Below are 22,634 nucleotides of genomic sequence, written 5' to 3' on the forward strand. Positions count from 1 at the left end.
AATACTAAAATGAGTATAGTCCCATTTTAGCTTGCTCCCAATATAAAATTGAGACAAGCAGTAAATGTGACAATACTCATTAAGTATTCTCAAAATCCAATTACAATGCCACCTTACCTGTTGCATATATCAACATATACTAAAGTAGATCCTTATAAAAAATTATTTAAAATATCTTAATAATCACCCAGTTCAACTTTAATTATGCATATATCAACACATGCTTTAATTTAATATATTCATTATAGTTTTATAAAGTTTTGGTGTTTTGTTGAATAGTGAGAATAGGATAATCCATTTAAATTCGTGGCTAGGGCTATTGTAGTATTTTTTTGATATATTCATAGCTTTATTTTTGATTAAGTTTATTGTTTCATGATCATCTGAAATATTATTTATACATCCAAAGTAAAGATCGATGATTGACCACATATACCATTTTAAAGTTTTAGCATATAAGTTTTCATCATTTAATTTATTCATGAATTTTACTTTTTCATCAAAAACATCTAGCATACATAATCTTTTTTTATCAAATTTAGCGTTCATTATACTGTCAGGAGTATTTCTATAGTAGTATAATTTTTTATTTGTATATACTAATTTGTTAGATTCAAATAATAATTTATACATTATAGCCTCATCTTCAAATATTCTCATATTAGGAAATCTTATTTCATTAAATAGTGATTTTTTATAAATTTTATTCCAAAGTACTACTGTTGAAACATACATTTCATTATATAAATTATTTAATGATTCTATATTATTGAAAGATATTATTATTTCTTTATTATCATTTGTAATTTTTTCATCTTCATTTTCTACTTTTATATAATTGCATTGTGAAATATCTGCATTATGTTCTTTTGCTAAATTAAATAGTGTTTCAAACATATTGGGTTCAATCCAATCATCACTATCAACAAAAGCTATAAATTCACCTTGAGCTATATCTAAACCAGCGTTTCTAGCAGTACTAGCACCACCATTTTCTTTATGAATAACTTTTATTCTATTATCATTTAGAGCTAGCTCATCACAAATTTTTCCACTGTTGTCAGGGGAACCATCATCTACTAATATTAATTCAAAGTTTTCTAAAGTTTGATTTAATATACTTGTGATAGAGTTATTTAAGTAATCTTCAGCTTTATATATTGGCATAATAATACTTATTAAAACTTCAGAGTTTTTAATATTGTCATTTAAGTTTTTATAATTTTTAATCATATTTTATTATCTCCATTATTTCTTAAGTATTGATTCTTAAACTATTTTATCATTATATACATTATTATGTTAGTACAAAATTCACTTTTTATTGTTCTTATGTTCTCATTTTGTTGACATAAGTCAATTTTGATAATAACATTAAAATGTATGCTGAAATAGGCAATATATTTCCTGCACTGCGTTTGGAAAGGGTGCATGGCTAAAAAATTAATGGCTCTAAAGTCGCCTTGGCGATTTTGTTCTTAAGTACATAGAGAAGGTGGCAAAAATGAGTAATATAGATGATACATCAAAAAAAAATTATCAAAATAAAGATACCGATGAAGAATATGAAAATTTAAGTTTAAAAGATGCTCAAATGTTGATGGTTAGTATTTTAAAGGATGTTGATAAGATATGTGAAAAACATGGATTAAAATACTTTTTAGATGCAGGAACTTTATTAGGAGCAGTTAGACATAAGGGATTTATTCCATGGGATGATGATATGGATATTGGAATGCTTAGAGATGACTATGAAAAGTTTCTTAAAATAGCTAAGGAAGATTTACCTAGCCATTTATTTTTACAAACTTTTGAAAGTGATAAATATTATGATATTTACCAAGTACCTTGTAAGGTTAGATATAATGGTACTGTACTTATTGAAAAAGCAATTGGAGAAAATGAAAAAATGCATAATGGTGTATATATAGATGTATTCCCTTATGATAGTTTACCAAAGCATAATTTTATTTATAAAATTCAAAGATCAATAAGTGGAAACATATTAAAAAGTTTCGTTAGATTGAGGGATATCCCAGAAAAATTAACTTTCAAAAATAAAATTACATTTTCTTTTTATAAGATAATAACAAAAATATTTACAGCTAAAAGAAGAAGAAAGTTTTTTGGAGCTTTAGTTAAATGGAATGATAAAAATTCAAAGTACATGGGATATGGCGTTGATACTGCATGGAGCGAATATATCTATAAAAAAGACGATTACTTTGATTTGATTAAATTAGAATTTGAAGGTGAACATTTTTATGGACCTAAAAATGCGGATGCAATTTTGACTGGGCTTTATGGTGATTATATGACATTACCAAAAGAAGAAGAAAGAGTATGGCATGCAAAAGAAATAAAAAAGATTAAAAGTATTTAAACTTGTAATTTGAATTATACTATTATTATGAAGTACATGGGTGCATTTTAGCTAAAGGCACTAATATAGTAAACATTGCATATAATGATCAATATTAGTATAATTCAAATAGTAAAAAAATAATAATATTTAAAATGTAAGAAAAAAGTAAGAAATTTTAAATAAAAGATTCTAAAAAGTCATGTAGAATCTATTATAATAAATAAAGGGAGAGAATAATTTTGTTTAAAGTATCTATAATTACTCCTGTTTATAATGTAGAAGAGTGTATTGAAAAAAGTGTAAATTCTGTTATAAATCAAACTTGTAAAGAGTTTGAATTTTTGCTTATAGATGATGGTTCAAAAGATAGAAGTATTGAAATAGCAAAATCATTATTAGAAGGCTCAGATATAAACTTTAAGATTATAACTCAAGAAAATGCAGGAGTCAGTTGTGCTAGAAATAGAGGAATAAACATAGCCAGTGGAGAGTATATAACATTTTTAGATAGCGATGATTATATTGATTCTAGGTTTGTTGAACTTATGTATGAAAAAGCAAAGAAAACTGAATGCGATGTTGTATTTTGTGACTATAGTGAAGTTGATAACAACGGGAATGTATTAGTTAAGAATAGAACTAATTACTTAAATGATTTCATATCAGGAAAAGAAGCAGCACTTTTACAGTTAAAGGATGAAATAACTATAGGCATGAGAAGTGCTATATATAAAAATTCTGTTATTCAAAATAATAATTTATTATTTGACACTAATAGAAAATATGGAGAAGATATGGTTTTTGTTGTAAAGGCATTACTATATTCAAATAAAGTTATAAGTGTAAATGAAATACTAGCTTTTTATGTAATATGGGGAAATTCTGTAACTCAAAATGTATCTTTAAAGCATCTTGATTGCTATTATTCATATATAGATTTATTAAATTATGTAAAGAAAGATAGCAATTTAAAAGAAATAGAAAATTTCTTATCAGAATTTAAAATACAATACTCGATATCACATGTTTTTTCAATTTTAGGTAAAGATCCTAATTTCCATAAGGATTTATTTAAATTTTTAAGTCAAGAGGATGTTAAGTCATATCTAAAAAATTATAAAATTCAAAAGTTTGATAAAAATAATATAAGATACTTAATTCAATGTAGTGGCATGAGATTTTGTCCAAAGCTACTAATAAATGTTTTAAATAAAATGAGATAATTAAAATAGAGTCTTACTTGCTGTAAGTTATGGCAAGAATCTCTCCAGACGGGAGGAAACTATAATGAAAAAATGGAAGACACTGATAATTATGATAATTGATATATTTATGGTAAATATGGCATACCTTTTTGCTATAAATATAACTTTAAGTGGAAGGTTCACAGAAATTGCAAAAATATATACAGAAGACGTTATAGCTGTAAGTTTAATATATTTAGTGTGTTTTTATTTATTTAAAATGTATGAAAGCTTGTGGCATTTAACTGGAACCGATGAATTTCTATTAGGTGTTGGAGGATCAATTTTAGCAGGGATAGTATCAATTGGATATACTAGATTTTGGGGTTCTGTCATACCATTAAATGTTTCGGTTGTAGGTATTCTTTTAAGTATTTTCTTTGTATTAGGTTATAGAATTTTATATAGAGTATATAGAAGAACACTTTTATACATACCATTTAAATATTCATCAGATCAAAGAAGAGTAATGATTGTTGGTGCTGGTTCAGCAGGAACTATGATTATTAATGAAATGATGGCAAGAAGAGAATTAAAATATAACCCTATAGTTCTTATTGATGATGATAAAGAAAAGCTTGGAAGAAGAATTTCAGGTGTAAAGATAGTAGGAAATAGATATGATATACCATGTGTAGTAGGAGAACAAGAAATTGATTTAATATTAATAGCAATTCCTTCTCTTGATTCAAAGAATAAAGCGGAAATTATTGATATCTGTAAAAAAACTAATTGTAAGCTTCAAATAATTCCTGGTATGTATGAAATATTAAGTGGAGAAGCAAATGTTAGTAGAATTAAAGATGTAGATTTAGAGGATTTACTAGGAAGAGATCCTATTGTATTAGATAACAAAGGTATTTCAGATTATATACAAGGAAAAACAATATTAGTTACTGGAGCAGGTGGATCAATAGGTTCTGAGCTTTGTAGGCAAATAGCAGTATATAATCCTAAAAGACTTATATTATTTGATATATATGAAAATAATATATATGATATTCAAAATGAATTAAAAGAAGAGTTCCCAGATATGAATCTTACTGTTTTAATTGGTTCAATAAGAGACAGACAAAGATTACATGAGGTATTTAATAAACATAAAATAAATGTTGTATTCCATGCAGCAGCGCACAAACATGTGCCATTAATGGAGGACAGTCCTAAAGAAGCTGTTAAGAATAATGTTTTTGGAACATTAAATTTAGCTACTGAAGCAAGCAAAGCTAATATTGATAGATTTGTAATGATTTCTACTGATAAAGCTGTTAATCCAACTAATATAATGGGAGCAACTAAAAGATTATGTGAAATGATTGTTCAAGCTATGGATAAACAATCAAAAACTGAGTTTGTTGCCGTTAGATTTGGAAATGTTCTTGGTAGTAATGGATCAGTAATTCCATTATTTAAAAAGCAAATAGCTAATGGTGGTCCAGTTACCCTTACTCATAAAAAAATAGTTAGATACTTTATGTTGATTCCAGAAGCAGCTCAACTAGTACTTCAAGCGGGTGCATTTGCTAAAGGCGGAGAAATATTTGTACTAGATATGGGAAAACCAGTTAAAATTTATGATTTAGCTTGCGATCTTATAAGACTTTCAGGTTTCGAACCTAATAGAGATATTAAAATAGTTGTTACTGGACTTAGACCAGGGGAAAAATTATACGAAGAACTTTTAATGAGCGAAGAAGGTTTAAAAGATACTGCACATCAAAAGATATATGTTGGAAAACCAACTTTTGAAGATATGGATACATTAAATTATAAACTTGAACAATTACGCAGATTATTAGAATTAAACGACATAAATGAAATTAAACATCAAATGCAAACTATTGTTCCAACATATCATTATAAAAATGAGGATGAAGTTGCAGCAGAAAATGCTGATAAGGAGTAATTATGAGTAGAGAAGATAAGACTAGAATTATATTTATAACACTGATATCGATAATTGCTATGATTTTTGGAGTAACTAATGGAAATTATGTAATACCTATTATGTATATAATAACCTTAGTTATATCATCATACATAGTGCAAGAAAAAGATATATATAATCAAATGTATGCAGTACTTTTAGTGTCGGCATTCTATGATTATACACTTTATGCACCAGGCATTCAAAGTGTATATATGTTTCATATAGTATTAGGCGTGTTTACCCTAATGTCACTATATAAACTAATAAAAGATAGAGATGTTATAAGACATATAGATAAGAAAGTTTTAATCATATATGTTATATGGTTTGTTTATATGTGTGCAAGTGTTTTTTGGGCAATGAGTAAAAGCCTATCTATTAAATATATAGCAATATATTTAATGATGTTTGCATTTATATTTAATATGATGGTTTATAATGTGAGCAAAGATAGACTTAAGAAAACAGTGAATTTATTATTATTTCTAATATCACTTATTACTTTAATTGCATTTATAGAGGTATTGTTAGGAAAGCAATTACCGATAAAACATTATGCTGATGCATTTATGGACGGATTACCTCAAAAGGATCAAAATCAAATAAATGCAAGACCAATGGCATTTTCGTTTAATCCTAACAATTTAGCGGCTACACTTGCTATATTATCGCCACTTTTCTTTTATGCTATTTATAGATGTAAAAATATTTTTGGGAAAGTATGGTATGTAGTAATATCAACTATAGTATTTATATTAATAGGTACAACAACATCAAGAACTGGATTTGCTTCAGCGGCATTTGGAGTAGGAGTTTTCTTAATTTTTTCAATATTTAATATTAAGAAAATTGGAGTTAAAAATATAATTTATCCACTTATATTATGTATTACTCTTTCAGTATCTTATAAGTATAGTTACCTTGTTATGAATATAAAACCTGTTGAAGGACAAGAAATAGTAGAAAATGGGCTTAATAATAAGATGCATAGTTTAGAAAATATAGAATTTCAAGAAGGCGGAGAAGGTTCTGTTAATGTGAGATTTACTATAATAAATGATGTATTAAAAGGAACTATAACAGATAAAAATTATCTTGGATATGGTGTTGGAAATGTAGAAAATTTCATTAAAGAGCAAGGTAATACTGGAAACATATATAGTCCACATTGTTATGCAATAGAGATTTTAGGTGATTTTGGGTTACCAGGAGTAGCTCTATATGGAATATATTATTTATACCTTCTTATAGGAAATATAATTATTGGAATAAAAAAGAAGAGTATAGCATGTTTTGCAGCAGCAACCGGTCTTATTGCTTTTGCACCAGCAAGCTTTGGACCAAGTTCAATAACTTATGTATTTTCATATTGGATACTTATAGGTTTTGCAGTATCATGCATGCAAGTTTATAAAAGAAGTGATAATCAATATAATTCTAAATTATCAATGAAAGAATTTCATCTTTAAAATATAATAATAAGGCTATGTTTTAGCAGAGTGTTGATATATGCATAAGTAAAGTGGACTGAGTAATTGAACTTAGGAATGCTAAAATGAGTATGGTCCCATTTTAGCTTGTTCCCAATATAAAATTGTGACAAGCAATAAATGTGACAATACTCATTAAGAATTCTCAAAGTCCAATTACAATGCCACTTTACCTATTGCATATATCAACACACATTTAAAACAGAGCCAATAATAAAAACGTGGCTTTATGCCACGTTTTTATTATTTCTTATAATTTTGAATTATATCTGTTATTTTTGAAGAAGTATCTCCATCACCAAATGCAGAGGCAGGAGTACCAGTTGGATTAAAGCTTTCAATAGCATTTAAAATTTTGTTAGAATCACTTCCAACAATAACATTCCAACCATTTTCTACGGTTTCAATCCATTCAGTTTCGTCTCTCATTGTAATACATGGTTTCTTTAAGAAATAAGCTTCTTTTTGAACTCCACCACTATCTGTTACAATCTTAGCAGAATTTTCTTGAAGAGAAATCATTTCTAAATATCCTACTGGATCAATTATTTTAATATTGTCTCCTACATGTAGATTGTATTCATTAATGAATTTCTTTGTTCTTGGATGAAGAGGTAATATTATTTTTTTGTTGCATTCACTTAATGCTTTTATTATTGAAGTAAGTCTTTCTAAACTATTTGTATTTTCAGCACGATGTATTGTTGAAAGTATGTAGCTATTTGGTGTTAAGTCTAAAGTTTCAGTAATATTAGATATTTCTTTAGCTTTTTCTTTAAATAAGTTTATAGCATCATACATTACATCACCAGCATTATAAACACCTTTTGTAATATTTTCTGTAGCTAAATTTTTAACTGCAGTTAATGTAGGTGCAAATAATAAATCAGAGATATGATCTGTTAAGATTCTATTTTGCTCTTCTGGCATTGCTTTATTAAAACTTCTAAGTCCAGCTTCAACATGTGCTACTGGAATTAATAATTTACTAGCACATAATGAACCAGCAAGAGTTGAATTAGTATCTCCATATACTAAAACCATATCAGGCTTTTCTTTTAGGTATATATCTTCAAGTGCACATAACATGCTTCCAGTTTGATTTCCATGATTTGAAGAACCAATATTTAAATTATAATCAGGTTTTGGAATACCTAATTCTTCAAAAAATATATCAGACATATTATTATCATAATGTTGACCAGTATGTACTAATATTTCACTATTTCCATTTTTTCTAATTTTATTTGAGACTGTTGCGGCTTTTATAAACTGTGGTCTAGCTCCGATTACAGTTAGTACTTTCATATAGTACGCCTCCTTAAGATTTAAATAATTGTTTTCATGAGTATTATTTTAGCATATCGGCACTATTAATCAAACTTAAATTATAATTAATTACATTAATTATATACTAATTGCTCAGTATTAATTGTAAACTATCAATGTGGACAAGCGTGAGTTGAAATGGATAATTTGCTATGTTATTCTTAAACTATTACAACAATGGAGGGAAAATAATGAAAAACTGTTTAGTTCTTTTAACTAAAGTCTTTCCTTTTGATAAAGGAGAGGAATTTATTGAAGATGAAATACCAATGCTTTCAAAAGCTTTTGATAAAATAATTCTTATAGCTACTAGTACTGCAGATAATGCAATACAAACTAGAGAGGTTCCTGAAAATTTTGAAGTACATAGAATTAAAGCATCAGGAATAAAGCGTAAGTTACCTGTGAATGCAATGAAATTTTTCCCATTTTCAAAGTATAAAGGATATGTTTTAAAAGAGGAAAGCAACGAAGTTAAGGGATCATTAAAAAGAAGAGGTTACTTAACATACTTTTTAGCTAAGGCAGAGAGTGTATACAAAGAATGTGAGAATATTCTTATGAGTTCTGATATAAAGAGTTATGATAAAAAGACATTTTATAGTTACTGGTTATATGATATAGCATATGCAGTTATAAAATTAAAAGAAAAGTTTGGAGATAAAACTAGTAAAGTAGTAAGTCGTACACATAGATATGATCTTTATGCTGATAAAAATTCATTAAATTATTTACCACTTAGATATTATTTGCTTGAAAATTTAGATAAAGTATATCCATGTTCTGATGATGGTAGTAATTATTTAAAAGGTTTATACCCAGCTTATAAAGAGAAAATAAAAACAGCTTATCTTGGAACTAGAAACTATGGTATATCTAATTCATCAAATGATGGTGTGTATAGAATAGTTAGTTGTTGTCATGTGTCACCAGTTAAAAGAATTGATTTATTAGCAAAATCATTAGCAACATTAAAAGATTCTGGATTAAAATTAAAATGGATACATTTTGGTGCAGGGGATGGACTAGAGGAAGTAAAAGAGTACTCAAAAGAAAACTTAAGCTTTATGGATGTGGATTTTAAAGGATCAGTAAAGAATGAAGAATTGATGAATTATTATTCAAATAATCCAGTTGACTTATTTGTAAATACAAGTAGTTCAGAGGGTTTACCTGTAAGTATTATGGAAGCTTGTTCATTTGGAATTCCAACTATAGCTACTGATGTTGGAGGAACTAGCGAGATAGTAAGAAATGAAGAAACAGGATTTTTGTTAGATGTTAATTTTAAACTAGAGGAATGTGGAAATAAGATTAGAGGAATGGCAGAACTTTCTGATGAAGAAAAGCAAAAATTTAGAGAGAAATGTCGTGAAATATGGTTAGAAAATTTCTGTGGTGAGAATAATTTCCAAGGCTTTTCGAAAGAAATACAACCATATTAAGATAAGTAGATTTATTAAAATATATAGGTTAGAACATGGTTGTTTTATATTTTGGTAAGATAAAAATATGAATAACCATGTTTCGTTTTTTATTCTTTAACTTAAAAAGTTTATAAAAACTATTGACTTTAGCATTCGATAGAACTACAATGGTTACAACAGGAGTGATAAAAATGAAAATAAGCAGTAGATTTTCTGTAGCAGTTCATATTTTATCTATACTATCTATGGAAGATAGCAATTTATGTACTTCTGAATGGATAGCAGGTAGTGTAAATACTAATCCAGTTGTTATACGAAGAGTAATGGGAATGTTAAAGAGAGCTGGTTTAGTTAATGTCATAGCAGGTGCTGGTGGAGCTTATTTATTAAAGGAGTTAGATCAAATAACATTGCTAGATGTATACAGAGCTGTAGAGGTTGTCAAAGAAGGAGAATTATTTCAATTTCATGAATCACCAAATATAAATTGTCCTATTGGTGCAAATATTCAAGGTGTGCTTGAAGGTGTACTATTAAGTGCTCAAGAAGCTATGGAACAAGTATTAGGAAATGTAACAATGGAATATATAGTTAAAGGCATAAGAAAAAAAATTGAGAAGTAAATCAATTTTTTTTAAAATAGATGTAACTTACATAGTTACAACTGTTAATAATTTTATAAATTGTTGCAAATTAATACTTACTATAGAAAACAAATTTTTTTGAAAATGTTGTAACTATATCAATTACAACAAAAGTAAGGAGGTTATTGAAATGACATTAAATATTAAGGTATATTCTGATTTTGCTTGTCCATTTTGTTTTTTAGGAAAGGAGACTTTAAGTCAGGCTGTAAAAGGAAAGGATGTAAATATTCAATGGATGCCATTTGAATTAAGACCAGAGCCATCGCCTAGAATTGATCCTTGGAAGGATTCTTCAAAATTAAATTCATGGAATAATTTTATTGAACCAATGGCAAAAAAATTAGGTATAGATATGAAATTACCCAAGCTTTCACCTCATCCATATACTAATTTAGCTTTTGAAGGATATCATTATGCAGTTGAGTTTGGAAAAGGAAATGAATATGTTGAAAGAGTTTTTAGAGGGTTCTTTGAAGAAGAATTAGATATTGGAAAAGTTGAAATATTATCTAAGTTAGCGGAAGAAATAGGTTTAAATAAAGAAAAATTTAGTGAGGTTTTAAATACTAGAAAATATAAAGATAAGCAAGAAGAAGTATTGAAGCAGGCTTATGAAGAGAGTAACATTACAGCCGTGCCTACAATATTTATAGGTGACGAAGTAGTACAAGGTATTACATCAAAAGAAAATTTAGAAGAAATAATAAAAAGACAATTGTTAAAAAATAATTAATTTTATAAATGGAAGGAAGATATATTATGAAAATTGCTTTAATTGGTTCAACAGGAAATGCGGGAAAGATGATCTTAAAAGAGGCTCTAAATAGGGGATATGAGGTTATTGCTATTGCAAGAGACAAATCAAAGGTAAAAGATACTAATGAAAAATTAACTGTTTTACAAGGGGATATTTTAAAATTAGATACATTAGAAAATAAATTAGAGGGAGTAGATGTTTTAGTTAGTGCTTTTGGGCCTAAATTTGGACAAGAGAATACACTAATAGATGCAACTAATAATTTAATAAGCTTGGTTAAAAAGTCAGGTGTTAATAGACTTGTAGCAATGGGTGGAGCTGGAAGTTTAAAAGTTGAAAGTGGTATTGAATTAGTTCAGACAGAAGGATTCCCTGAAGATTGGAAACCAATAGCATTAGCTCATTCAAAGTCTTTAGATATATATAGAAATGAAAAGGAAATAAATTGGACATATCTAAGTCCAGCAGCATTAATAGCACCAGGAGTAAGAATAGGAAAATATTCAGTTGGAGATGAATATTTAGTTGTAGATGAAAAGGGAAAAAGTGAAATTTCTTTTGAAGATTTTGCAGTGGCTATTATTGATGAAATTGAAACTCCTAAACATACAAAAAGTAGATTTACAGTAGCATATAAGTAAAATACAAATACTATAAGCAGAAATTTATATAAAAAAATTTTATGTATATTATTCGAAAAACATATTATTAATAACAGATACTTTTTACTATAAAAAATTATAAATGTGTTAACTTGATTAAAAAATATATTATATGTTGCAATTTAAAATATACAATAATAGAGTAAACATCTATTTGATTTATTTAAGATCTCTTATTGCAACATATAATATATAATTTTTTATTTTATACTTAAGTGCAAATAGTGTAATTCGATAATTTATATAAATGGGTTTGTTAATTTTAGGGGAGTTTTGCGGAGAATATATATATTACAAATAGAATTACGGGAGTGATAAAAATGTTGAAAAAGCTATCTTTTAAAATGAAATTATTAATTACGATTTTACCTGTTGTGATAATTGGAATGTCAATTTTGAGTTTTACAACATTTTATCAATTTAGAAAAAATATTGAGAATGAACTTATTAATAATAAATTAGAGGAAGGAAAAAAACTAACTGAGAATATAAACACTTGGCTAGAAGGAAAACTATTAGAAGTAAGAAGTTCTGCTAATACACCTACAGCAAAACTAATAGAAACAGATATTTCTGCTGTAGATAATTTTAATGCAGAAAGAATTAAATTTTTAGAAAAAAATTATCCAGGAGAATATGATAATGCAGCAGCAACTTTATTTAATAATGATGGTAAATCTAGAGCTCAATATTCAAATGGAAATTTTGTAAATGGTGATGTGTCAGAAAAAGCATGGTACAAAAATTTAATGAGTGGAGTGCCATATAATATATCTAATCCAGTAGTATCAAAGGGAACTGGTAAAACTTTGGTTGTAATAGGTGTCCCAATTAATAATGAATCAGAGCAAACAATAGGAACAATGATATCTGCTGTAAATCTTTTACATATTCAGGAAAAGGTTAAGGAATTTAAATATGGTGATAAAGGATATAGTTTATTAATAGGAAATGATGGAACTATTCTTGAACATCCAGATGAGTCATTAGTAATGAAAACAAAAATATCAGAAATACAAGATGAAAATATACAATCATTAGGAAAAGAAATGATGGAAAAAGAATCTGGTGTATTTAGATTTGGAAATGGAGATAATAAATCCATTGTATTTTACAATAAAGTTCCATTATCAGGTTGGAGTGTAGCAAGTGTTGTATCTGAAAAAGAATTATTTGCTTCTTCAAATAGGTTAATGACAATTTTACTTTTCATAACAATAGCAATTGTATTTATTATAGCACTTGTAATAGCATTTGTAGCAAAACAAATGACATTGCCATTAACTAAGTTGTCTGATTTCGCAGAAGAAATTGCATTGGGGAATCTTACAAATGAATTAGAAATTGACGGACAAGATGAAATTTCCAAAGTAACAAAAGGATTAAATAATACAGTTTTAAAACTTAAGGAAATGATAGGTGACATAAGTAGTTCAGCTGATGAGGTTATGGTAGTATCTAATAGTTTAGCGTCAGCAACAAGTGAATCATTAAAGGGAAGTGAAGATGTTTCACGAAGTATGCAAGAAATAGCAACAGGTGCTGTATCTCAAGCAGAAGGAGCAAGTAAAGCATCTACTGTAACAGGAGAATTAGTTGAAGATATAAATGAAGTATTTAAAAAGTGTAACTATATGATAAACATAGTAGAAAAATCAAGTGATATAAGTATCACAGTTTCACAAGGAGTTAAAGAAGCTGTAGATAGTATAAAGAATATAGCTGCAACTAATAAACATAATGTTGAAGAAATACAAAATTTATTAGAGCAATCTAGAGAAATTGGACAAATTGTAGATGTAATAAGTGGTATAGCTGAACAAACTAATCTTTTATCACTTAATGCAGCCATTGAAGCAGCTAGAGCCGGTGAACAAGGTATAGTTGCAGATGAAGTAAGAAAACTAGCAGAACAATCAAGTAATTCTTCAAAAAGGATATCAGAACTTATTAGCGGGGTTCAAAAACAAATTGAAATCATATCAAATAAAATGGATGCTGGAACAAGTGAAGTTATGCATGGAGTTAAAATGGCAACATTAGTTGGTAATGATTTTGAAGAAATAGAAAAAGCATTTAATGAAGTTAATAGTGTTGTATCAGATGTATCAAAGGCCACTAATAGAATGGAAAAGAAAGTGAATGTAACAGCTGATATTATAAATAATGTTGCAGCCGTAACAGAAGAGAATGCAGCATCTACAGAAGAGGTTACTGCATCAAATGAAGAGCAAACTGCTTTTATGCATCAAATTGTAGAATCAACTTATACATTAGAAGAATTAGTTGAAAAACTTAACAATACAGTAGAGAAGTTTAAATTATCATAGACTTAAAAGTAAATTATATGTTAAAAGCTTATAATCTTATAAAATAAAGATTGTAAGCTTTTTATTTATTTAATTCTTATGGATTTAAATAAAATTTTTTTTATGTTATAATCTACTAGAATTATAAACAAAAATTTTATCTTAGATGGGATTTTTACTCTATTTGAGACTTAGAAATTGTTATATCCATAGGGAATTAGCATTCATAATACTCCTACTTTTACAGGTAGGAGTATTATGAATGCTAGCTATGAGATAAAAAATATTAGTATAATGTAAATATGAAAAGTATAACAAATGGAATTGAAAAAACAATATAGTTTCTATTTATAAGTATGTAAATATTAAGTTATATATTACATAATTTAAGGAGAGAATTTTAAATGAATATTTTACTTATAAACCACTATGCTGGTTCTGATTATCATGGAATGGAATTTAGACCATATTATATGGCTAGAGAATGGAAAAACATGGGGCACAATGTTACTATATTAGGTGCTGATTTTTCTCATTTAAGAAAAAACAATCCTAAGATTACAAAGGATTTTGAAGAAGAAATAATAGATGGAATTACATATGTATGGGTGAAAACACCAGAATACAGTGGAAATGGAATTGGAAGAATAAAAAACATATCAACTTTTATGTATAAATTAAGAATGAATTATAAAAAAATTGCAGATAAGTATAAACCAGATGCAGTTATAGCATCATCTACATATCCTTTAGATATATATCCAGCTCATAGAATAGCTAAGAGATGTGATGCAAAACTTTGTTTTGAAATACATGATTTATGGCCACTTAGTCCTATGGAAATTGGAGGATTTTCTGAGAAAAATCCAGCAATAGTAGTACTTCAAAGAGCTGAAGACTTTGCTTATAAAAATTCAGATGTTATCGTATCAATTTTACCTAATGCAGATAAGCATATAAGAGAAAGAGGATTTTCAACTGATAAATATGTGTATGTTCCAAATGGAATAATACTTGGTGAAAAGAAAAATCCACCAACAGAAAAGACTATTGAAAGACTTAAAGAATTAAAAGAGCAAGGTTATTTCTTAGTTGGATATACAGGAAATCATTCACCAGCAAATGTATTAGATACAATGATAGATGCAGCAAAGAAAACTAAAGATGAAAAAGTCAAGTATGTTTTAGTTGGAAAAGGTAATGTCAAAGATGAGTTAATTAATTATGCAAAAGCCAATGATGTAAAAAATGTAGAGTTTTTAGATCCAGTATTAAAAGATAATATGGATAATGCATTACAATTATTAGATATTTGTTATATAAGTTTAAAGAAACAAAACTTATTTAATTACGGGGTTAGTCCAAATAAATTATTTGATTATATGATGGCAGCAAGACCTGTAATTTATGCAATAGAAGCTTCAAATGATCCAGTTAAGGATTCTAACTGTGGAATAACAGTACCAGCAGAAGATTCTGAAGCAGTAGTTGAAGCAGTATTAAAAATTAAGGAATTAAGTGATGATGAAAAGAATAAAATGGGTCAAAACGGAAATGACTATGTATTAAAAAATCATACTTATCATGGTTTAGCAATGAAATTTTTAAATGCTTTAAAGAAATAAGTTAAGAATTTATGAAGAATTAATATATTTACAACTTAAGTTATTTAAAAATGATAAAATATCTATTAAATATATTGTTGATAAATTATGCAATAATATAGAAAAAGTTTATAACAGTAAATTTAGAATTGATTTTGTAGGAGTGTATTCATGAACAATTTTAATAAGATAGTTAAGAGAGTATTTGATTTTATATGCTCTACTTTAGGAATAATAATTTTAAGTCCAATATTTATTTTAATATCTATTATGATAAAAACAGGATCTGATGGTCCAGTATTTTTCAAACAGATAAGAGTCGGAAGAGATGGAAAGGACTTTGAAATATTAAAGTTTAGAACTATGGTAGTTGATGCTGAAAAATTAGGAAAGCAAATAACTGTAGGAAATGATAATAGAATTACTAAGATAGGTTCATTTTTAAGAAAATATAAATTAGATGAATTACCACAATTAATAAATGTATTTAAAGGCGATATGAGCTTAGTTGGACCAAGACCTGAAGTGCCGAGGTATGTTAAGATGTATAATGATGAGCAAAGAAAGGTACTTGAAGTAAAACCAGGAATAACTGATTTAGCGTCTATAAGATATAAGGATGAAAATGCGCTGCTTGGAAAAGCTGAAAATCCAGAAGAATTTTACATAAATACAATTATGCCTGATAAATTAGCATTAAATTTAGAATACATAAATAAAAGTAATGTATTTTTTGATATTTATATAATAGTAAAAACTATATTAAAATGTATATAGTTTTTACTATGTAATTAAAATAAAGTTGATATTGTAGTATAAACAATATTCTTAAGCTTAAGAGTAATTTACAGTAAGCTTATGGGTCAAGTGTTATAATTTATAATAAAATTTAAGCATATTAAATATATAGAAAAGGTCGTGTAGTATTATGAAAAAATTAAAATTTGCGATTATTGGTTGTGGAAGAATTTCTTATAAACATGTTGAAGCTTTATCAAAGAATATTGAAGAAGCAGAATTAGTTGCAACATGTGACGTTATGTTAGAAAAAGCAGAAGCGAAAAAAGCTGAATACATAGAAAAATGTGGAGTAGCACAAGATACTGTTCATGCATATTCAGACTACAAAGAAATGGTTGAAAAAGAAGATATAGATGTTGTTACAATAGCCACTGAAAGTGGATATCATGCAGAAATAGCTATTTACTGTATGAAAAAAGGAATAAATACATTAATAGAAAAGCCAATGGCTATGTCAATTGAAGATGCTAATGAAATGATTAAAGTAGCAGAAGAAAATAATGTTAAGCTTGCAGTTTGTCATCAAAATAGATTTAATAAGCCAATTAAGAAGTTAAGAGAAGCTATTGAACAAAATAAATTTGGTAGATTAGTTAATGGTACAGCAAGAATCCTTTGGAATAGAAATATGGGATACTATGAACAAGCACCTTGGAGAGGAACTTGGGAATTAGATGGTGGAACATTAATGAATCAATGTATACATAATATAGATTTACTTCAATGGATGATGGGTGGAGAAATCGAAAGAGTATACGCTGAATGTGATACTTATTTAAGAGACATTGAAGCAGAAGACTTTGGAGCAATAATTATAAGATTTAAAAATGGAGCTATTGGTATTGTTGAGGGTTCAGCTTGTGTTTATCCAAAGAATTTAGAAGAGACTTTAAGTATTTTTGGAGAAACTGGAGCAGTTTGCATTGGAGGTCTTGCAAATAATGAACTTGAAACTTGGAGATTTGATGGCGAAAATGAAGAAGCTGTTAAAGAAGAAGTTAATGTTAAAATAGACAATGTATATGGCGAAGGACACACACCATTATTTAAGGATGTAATAGATGCTATAAATAACAATAGAAAGCCTTTAATAGCCGGTGAAGAGGGAAGAAATGCTATGTCTATAATTCTTGCAGCATATAAATCAAGAAAGACTGGTATGCCAGTGCAATTTCCATTAGAAAACTTTAGTACTTTAGATATGAAAGATGAGTTTAAAGGAAGAAAGTAATTAAAACAAAATGCAGAAGGAATTTTTCCTTCTGCATTTTGTTTTAATAAAGATATTTATTATATTAATGAACTTGCATCTTGTTTTCTTAGTGGAAATATAATATATCCTATTAAGATAGAAATTATAGTTGGAATAAGCCATGCAAATCCTAACTTTCCAAGAGGAATAAAGTTTAAATTAATAGATGGTATTATTTCTAATATTCCAAATACTAATGAGGTATAAACACCTATTCTAACTGCTTTTATGTTTGTTATATAATTATTAGCTAGTGTAGTAACTATTAAAGTTATAGTTACTGGATATAAGATAGTTAAAATAGGACCAGATATTTTAACTATTTTATCAACACCAAGAGAACCTATTATAATACTTATTAATGAAATTACTAATGCATTCATTTTATAAGATAGTTTTCCATTAGATGCTTTTTCAAAAAATGAAGAACCAGCAGTTAATAATCCTATAGAAGTTGTTAAACAAGCAAGGCCAATAGCAATTCCTATTATAGTAGTACCAATATTACCTAATATATCATTTGAAATTAATAATAGTAAGCTTGTTTTAGATAAATCTGGAATTTCAACTCCACTTGTTTGAGCACCTAAAAACATTAAACCACCATAAATGAATGCTAAACCAATTACAGCAACACCGCTTGATTTTAAGGTCATAGGAAGTAATTCTTTGTTCGAATATTTTTTTTCTTTAAGTGTATTTGTAATAACTGTAGCAAATAATAACCCAGCTAATGCATCCATTGTTTGATAGCCTTCTATAAATGAAGATGACAATACAGCGGTTACATTAGTAGAAACAACATGTCCTATAGGGGATATTATACCTTTCACAATTATAAATGTTAATATAAGTATTAACATGGGAGTAAGGTATTTACCAATAGTATCAATTATAGAAGATCTCTTTAGTACAAAAATTAAATTTATTCCAAAATATATTATCATTGAAACAAGAGGACTAAGACTAGGTACTAAAGGACTTATTGTTAATTCATATGTAGTTGCAGCAGTTCTAGGAATTGCAAGCATAGGACCAATTGCTATAAATAATATTGTCGCAAAAATTATAGCGAATTTTGGACCTATTTTAGAAGCCATAGTTTCAAATGTACCATCACCTTTTGTTGCAGCTATTATAGCAAGAAGCGGTAATCCAACTCCAGTGCAGACAAATCCTATGATACCTAAAATATATTGATCACCAACCATGTGACCTAAAAATGGTGGGAATATTAAATTACCAGCACCAAAAAACATAGCAAATAAAGCAAATCCTATTATAATTATATCTTTTGTGTTTTTTTTCATAATAGTTTCCTCCTAAAATTATTGAGAATATTATATGTAATACTAATTATTATTAATAAGTGATACTTTTAGATATTAACATAACATTAGTATATCCTCAATACAAAATAACAATATATGACCAGTAATTTAAATTAAAACAATAATAAAAATATTATAATTTTATAAAAATATTAAAAAAACATTTAAATATTTAAAAATTAAGCAAGTATATATTAAGAGTTTCTATTACATATTAACACTTTAGTAAATATGTGATAACATAAGAATAGTTAAAATTATAAGTAAAAACTTTATTTAGGGCACAATCAAAAAAATATAACCTTATGAGAGGAAGATATAAAGATGAAAGTTAAAAAAGCGATTATTCCAGCAGCTGGACTTGGAACAAGATTTTTACCAGCTACTAAAGCACAACCTAAAGAAATGTTACCAATAGTTGATAAACCAACAATTCAATACATAATTGAAGAAGCCGTTGCATCGGGCATTGAAGAAATACTTATTATAACAGGGAGAAATAAAAAGTGTATAGAAGATCACTTTGATAAATCTATAGAATTAGAATTTGAATTAGAAAAGTCAGGTAAAGAAGAACTTTTAGAATTAGTAAGAAATATTTCAGATATGGTTGATATACATTATATTAGACAAAAAGAACCTAAAGGATTAGGTCATGCAATTCATTGTGCAAAAACATTTGTAGGTAATGAACCTTTTGCAGTTTTATTAGGTGATGATGTTGTTGATAGTGAAGAACCATGTTTAAAACAATTAATAGATTGTTTCAGTGAATATAATACTACTATTTTAGGTGTTCAAACTGTAGCGGAAGAAAACGTATCAAAATACGGAATAGTTGATGGAATCCATATAGAAGATAGAGTCTATAAAGTAAAGGATTTAGTTGAAAAGCCATCAACAGAAGAAGCACCTAGCAATGTAGCAATTTTAGGAAGATATATAATAACTCCTGAAATATTCAATATATTAGAAAATACAAAGCCAGGAAAAGGTGGGGAAATTCAATTAACTGATGCATTAAAAACTTTAATCAGTAAAGAAGCTATGTATGCGTATAATTTTGAAGGAAGAAGATATGATGTAGGAGATAAACTTGGGTTCTTACAAGCAACAGTAGAATTTGCGTTAAAAAGAGAAGAACTAAGAGAACCTTTTATAGAATATCTAAAAAGTAATCCATGGGATGAAAAATAAAATAAATAATTATATAGTATAAATATAATTAAGTAATTAAGCATAAAAATCATTTAAAACAGAGTCTTATATTATTAAGTTTTAAATAGTTTTTATGCTTTTTATTGTTAAATTAAGTTGTATATTTTTAAATTTAATTAAAAATTTAAAAATAAATTTCATATATAAGGATAATAAATGCTTAAGTGGATAATAAAATTGTCGATATTTATATTATAAAACAATAAAAGGGGATAGTTATAATGAAGGCTAATAAAAAAGTAGATATTAAGTTAAAGTTTAGATCTATTAAAAATAAATTGGTTGCAATAATGATAAGTATTGCAGCAATTCCTATATTAGTATTAGGTATTTCATCACTTACTGGATTTACGATTTCAAGTAATAATGAATTTAAGAAAAGTGGGATTAGTTTAGGACAATCTGTTAAAGAAAATGTAAATTCAAAATTTAATACTGTAGAAGAGGTTATGGATTACATAATAAATAATAATACCTTTGATGATACGGAAGAATCAAACAGAAAGATAAATGAAGATTTTGAATTATTTAAAGAAGGAAATAAAGATATAGTTACAGCGTATTATTACAGTGAAAATAGTAAAAATTTTGTAATGTATCCTTATGAGGATATGCCTAAGAGTGATTATACAACTAGAGATTGGTATATAAAAGCAAAGGAAGCAAAGGATAAATTTGGTATAACAGATGTATATGAAGATATAAGTAATAAAGAGTATGTGGTTACTATTTCTAAAACTGTTGTTAAGGACGATAAATTTCTAGGGGTTTTATGCGCAGATTTTAATTTAAGCAGTATTGCAAAATCAATATCTAATATTAAATATGGTGAAAATGGGATTTTAGCAATATTTGATCAAAACGGTACAGTAATTGCACATACAAATAGTGAATACATAGGAAATAATAATATAACCAATAATTCACAGTGGAATAACATACTAAATGTAAATGAAGATTTTATAGATATGAATATTGAGGGGTCTGAATATAAAGTTAATTTTACAACATTAGATAAAATTGGATGGAAAATATTGCTGGAAATTCCTGAATCAGAATTTAAAGAAGCTCAAAAAAGCTATAAAATAGTTTTATTTATAACAGCAATTATATTGTTAACACTTGCAATAATTTTAGGAAGAGTATTTTCTATTAAATTAGCTAAAAATATAATTAAGATTAAAAAAGCAATAGGAAAGACAGCAACTGGAGATTTTAGTGAAAAAATCAGCATTTTAACTGGTGATGAATTAGAAGAATTAGCTGTGAGTTTTAATGACATGCAAGAAAATGTTTCAGGATTAATTTATAATATTGATAATTCTATTAAAGAGGTTAATGATACTTCGGTTAATTTATCTAGTATGAGTGAAGAGGTATCATCAGCAATTTCTCAAGTAGCAGATACTATTGGTGAAATTTCTAAGGGAAGTATGGAATCGGCACAAAATCTTGAGATTTTATCAAGTAATTTAGAAGATGTATCAACTGAAATAAATACAATTAATACTGCAAGTAAAAATATAAATAATTTAGCAATAGATACTAATAATTTAAGTAAAGAAGGACTTGATATGATAAAGACTATTATGGATAAATCAAGTCAAACTAAAGAAAGTACAATTGATGTTAGCAATGTAGTTTCTATCGTTGCAGAAAGTGTACAAAGTATTGCATTTATGAATGAAGCAATAGCTAAAATTACTGAACAAACTAATCTATTAGCATTAAATGCTGCAATAGAAGCAGCAAGAGCAGGCGAAGCTGGAAAAGGATTTGCAGTTGTAGCAGATGAAATAAGAAAATTAGCAGAGCAAACAGCACAATCAGCTAAAGAGATAGATAAAACAATAAAAACAGTTTCTACAAATGTTGATAGAGCAGTTTACCAAGTAAAAGAAACTAGTAAAGCAGTGCAAAGTCAAGAAGAATCAGTTTTAAATGCAGAAAATATTTTCAATAATATATTATTATCAATAGATGATTTAACAAATAAATTAGAAGAAATTACATCTGGAGTTGAGGAGGTTACTTTAAAGAAAGATAATATTGTAAATCAAGTTCAAAATTTATCAGCTATAGGAGAAGAAACAGCAGCAGGAACAGAAGAAGTATCAGCATCATCAGAAGAAGTATCAGCATCTACTGATGAATTTGTTAAATATGCAGGTGAATTAAAAGAGTTATCAAATAGCTTAAATGATGAAATACAACAATTTAAGCTTAAATAAAAGGATTCGTTGACATATATAAAAAGATATGATTAAT

At 27.2% G+C, this 22,634-nt stretch carries 17 protein-coding genes; 14 read left to right on the top strand and 3 right to left on the bottom strand.

Going from position 1 to position 22,634, the window contains the following annotated elements:
- Positions 1 to 225: 225 nt before the first annotated feature.
- Positions 226 to 1,233, bottom strand: a complete 1,008-nt coding sequence (locus RGC78_RS10670; protein ID WP_252211795.1) for a glycosyltransferase family 2 protein — start codon at positions 1,231 to 1,233, stop codon at positions 226 to 228.
- A 271-nt stretch (positions 1,234 to 1,504) separates the two neighbouring features.
- On the opposite strand from RGC78_RS10670, the gene RGC78_RS10675 reads away from it, so the two are divergent.
- The 4 genes from RGC78_RS10675 to RGC78_RS10690 all read left to right on the top strand — a co-directional run bounded on the left by RGC78_RS10675 (position 1,505) and on the right by RGC78_RS10690 (position 7,008).
- On the top strand, positions 1,505 to 2,383 hold the full coding sequence (locus tag RGC78_RS10675) for a LicD family protein (protein ID WP_309556621.1): 879 nt from the start codon (positions 1,505 to 1,507) through the stop codon (positions 2,381 to 2,383).
- Positions 2,384 to 2,604: 221 nt separating this feature from the next.
- Positions 2,605 to 3,588, top strand: a complete 984-nt coding sequence (locus tag RGC78_RS10680; protein WP_309556622.1) for a glycosyltransferase family 2 protein — start codon at positions 2,605 to 2,607, stop codon at positions 3,586 to 3,588.
- A 64-nt stretch (positions 3,589 to 3,652) separates the two neighbouring features.
- Positions 3,653 to 5,515: a nucleoside-diphosphate sugar epimerase/dehydratase gene (locus RGC78_RS10685; protein WP_252211798.1), complete on the top strand. Its 1,863-nt coding sequence runs from the start codon at positions 3,653 to 3,655 to the stop codon at positions 5,513 to 5,515.
- A gap of 2 nt (positions 5,516 to 5,517) precedes the next feature.
- Positions 5,518 to 7,008 carry an O-antigen ligase family protein gene (locus tag RGC78_RS10690; protein WP_309556623.1) on the top strand — a complete coding sequence of 497 codons (1,491 nt, stop codon included), beginning with the start codon at positions 5,518 to 5,520 and terminating at the stop codon, positions 7,006 to 7,008.
- A 264-nt stretch (positions 7,009 to 7,272) separates the two neighbouring features.
- Here the strand turns inward: RGC78_RS10690 and wecB are convergent, their stop codons facing one another.
- Positions 7,273 to 8,337, bottom strand: a complete 1,065-nt coding sequence (gene wecB, locus RGC78_RS10695; protein ID WP_309556624.1) for a non-hydrolyzing UDP-N-acetylglucosamine 2-epimerase — start codon at positions 8,335 to 8,337, stop codon at positions 7,273 to 7,275.
- A gap of 212 nt (positions 8,338 to 8,549) precedes the next feature.
- Here wecB and RGC78_RS10700 point away from each other — a divergent pair, with 212 nt between their 5' ends.
- From RGC78_RS10700 to RGC78_RS10735, 8 genes are all read left to right on the top strand, one after another.
- Complete coding sequence (locus RGC78_RS10700) at positions 8,550 to 9,803, top strand: glycosyltransferase (protein WP_309556625.1); 1,254 nt, start codon at positions 8,550 to 8,552, stop codon at positions 9,801 to 9,803.
- 173 nt (positions 9,804 to 9,976) lie between these two features.
- On the top strand, positions 9,977 to 10,408 hold the full coding sequence (locus RGC78_RS10705; RefSeq protein ID WP_252211802.1) for an Rrf2 family transcriptional regulator: 432 nt from the start codon (positions 9,977 to 9,979) through the stop codon (positions 10,406 to 10,408).
- 151 nt (positions 10,409 to 10,559) lie between these two features.
- Positions 10,560 to 11,165, top strand: a complete 606-nt coding sequence (locus RGC78_RS10710; protein ID WP_309556626.1) for a DsbA family oxidoreductase — start codon at positions 10,560 to 10,562, stop codon at positions 11,163 to 11,165.
- A gap of 26 nt (positions 11,166 to 11,191) precedes the next feature.
- Positions 11,192 to 11,830, top strand: a complete 639-nt coding sequence (locus RGC78_RS10715) for an NAD(P)-dependent oxidoreductase (protein ID WP_309556627.1) — start codon at positions 11,192 to 11,194, stop codon at positions 11,828 to 11,830.
- A gap of 344 nt (positions 11,831 to 12,174) precedes the next feature.
- Complete coding sequence (locus RGC78_RS10720) at positions 12,175 to 14,181, top strand: methyl-accepting chemotaxis protein (protein ID WP_309556640.1); 2,007 nt, start codon at positions 12,175 to 12,177, stop codon at positions 14,179 to 14,181.
- A gap of 383 nt (positions 14,182 to 14,564) precedes the next feature.
- The gene (locus RGC78_RS10725; RefSeq protein ID WP_309556628.1) at positions 14,565 to 15,785 is read left to right on the top strand and encodes a glycosyltransferase family 4 protein; all 1,221 of its coding nucleotides are present in this window, start codon (positions 14,565 to 14,567) and stop codon (positions 15,783 to 15,785) included.
- 150 nt (positions 15,786 to 15,935) lie between these two features.
- Positions 15,936 to 16,541: a sugar transferase gene (locus tag RGC78_RS10730; protein WP_309556629.1), complete on the top strand. Its 606-nt coding sequence runs from the start codon at positions 15,936 to 15,938 to the stop codon at positions 16,539 to 16,541.
- 151 nt (positions 16,542 to 16,692) lie between these two features.
- A complete protein-coding gene (locus tag RGC78_RS10735; RefSeq protein ID WP_309556630.1) occupies positions 16,693 to 17,796 on the top strand; it encodes a Gfo/Idh/MocA family protein in 1,104 nt (367 codons plus the stop codon).
- 59 nt (positions 17,797 to 17,855) lie between these two features.
- On the opposite strand, the gene brnQ is transcribed toward RGC78_RS10735, so the two are convergent.
- Positions 17,856 to 19,127, bottom strand: a complete 1,272-nt coding sequence (gene brnQ, locus RGC78_RS10740) for a branched-chain amino acid transport system II carrier protein (protein ID WP_252211808.1) — start codon at positions 19,125 to 19,127, stop codon at positions 17,856 to 17,858.
- Between the two features lie 345 nt (positions 19,128 to 19,472).
- On the opposite strand from brnQ, the gene galU reads away from it, so the two are divergent.
- Together galU and RGC78_RS10750 are read left to right on the top strand one after the other, a co-directional pair.
- Positions 19,473 to 20,345, top strand: coding sequence for a UTP--glucose-1-phosphate uridylyltransferase GalU (galU, locus tag RGC78_RS10745; RefSeq protein WP_252211809.1), 873 nt, complete (start codon positions 19,473 to 19,475; stop codon positions 20,343 to 20,345).
- Between the two features lie 242 nt (positions 20,346 to 20,587).
- A complete protein-coding gene (locus RGC78_RS10750) occupies positions 20,588 to 22,597 on the top strand; it encodes a methyl-accepting chemotaxis protein (protein WP_252226621.1) in 2,010 nt (669 codons plus the stop codon).
- The last annotated feature ends 37 nt before the right edge of the window (positions 22,598 to 22,634 follow it).

The organism is Clostridium aquiflavi, assembly GCF_031344075.1.
GTDB lineage: Bacteria > Bacillota > Clostridia > Clostridiales > Clostridiaceae > Clostridium > Clostridium aquiflavi.

What these genes read in the sequence shown, in the direction of transcription:
- RGC78_RS10670 (WP_252211795.1), bottom strand. Translation starts at nt 1,233, where the DNA reads ATGATTAAAAATTATAAAAACTTAAATGACAATATTAAAAACTCTGAA.
- RGC78_RS10675 (WP_309556621.1), top strand. Translation starts at nt 1,505, where the DNA reads ATGAGTAATATAGATGATACATCAAAAAAAAATTATCAAAATAAAGAT.
- RGC78_RS10685 (WP_252211798.1), top strand. Translation starts at nt 3,653, where the DNA reads ATGAAAAAATGGAAGACACTGATAATTATGATAATTGATATATTTATG.
- RGC78_RS10690 (WP_309556623.1), top strand. Translation starts at nt 5,518, where the DNA reads ATGAGTAGAGAAGATAAGACTAGAATTATATTTATAACACTGATATCG.
- wecB (WP_309556624.1), bottom strand. Translation starts at nt 8,337, where the DNA reads ATGAAAGTACTAACTGTAATCGGAGCTAGACCACAGTTTATAAAAGCC.
- RGC78_RS10700 (WP_309556625.1), top strand. Translation starts at nt 8,550, where the DNA reads ATGAAAAACTGTTTAGTTCTTTTAACTAAAGTCTTTCCTTTTGATAAA.
- RGC78_RS10705 (WP_252211802.1), top strand. Translation starts at nt 9,977, where the DNA reads ATGAAAATAAGCAGTAGATTTTCTGTAGCAGTTCATATTTTATCTATA.
- RGC78_RS10710 (WP_309556626.1), top strand. Translation starts at nt 10,560, where the DNA reads ATGACATTAAATATTAAGGTATATTCTGATTTTGCTTGTCCATTTTGT.
- RGC78_RS10715 (WP_309556627.1), top strand. Translation starts at nt 11,192, where the DNA reads ATGAAAATTGCTTTAATTGGTTCAACAGGAAATGCGGGAAAGATGATC.
- RGC78_RS10725 (WP_309556628.1), top strand. Translation starts at nt 14,565, where the DNA reads ATGAATATTTTACTTATAAACCACTATGCTGGTTCTGATTATCATGGA.
- RGC78_RS10730 (WP_309556629.1), top strand. Translation starts at nt 15,936, where the DNA reads ATGAACAATTTTAATAAGATAGTTAAGAGAGTATTTGATTTTATATGC.
- RGC78_RS10735 (WP_309556630.1), top strand. Translation starts at nt 16,693, where the DNA reads ATGAAAAAATTAAAATTTGCGATTATTGGTTGTGGAAGAATTTCTTAT.
- brnQ (WP_252211808.1), bottom strand. Translation starts at nt 19,127, where the DNA reads ATGAAAAAAAACACAAAAGATATAATTATAATAGGATTTGCTTTATTT.
- galU (WP_252211809.1), top strand. Translation starts at nt 19,473, where the DNA reads ATGAAAGTTAAAAAAGCGATTATTCCAGCAGCTGGACTTGGAACAAGA.
- RGC78_RS10750 (WP_252226621.1), top strand. Translation starts at nt 20,588, where the DNA reads ATGAAGGCTAATAAAAAAGTAGATATTAAGTTAAAGTTTAGATCTATT.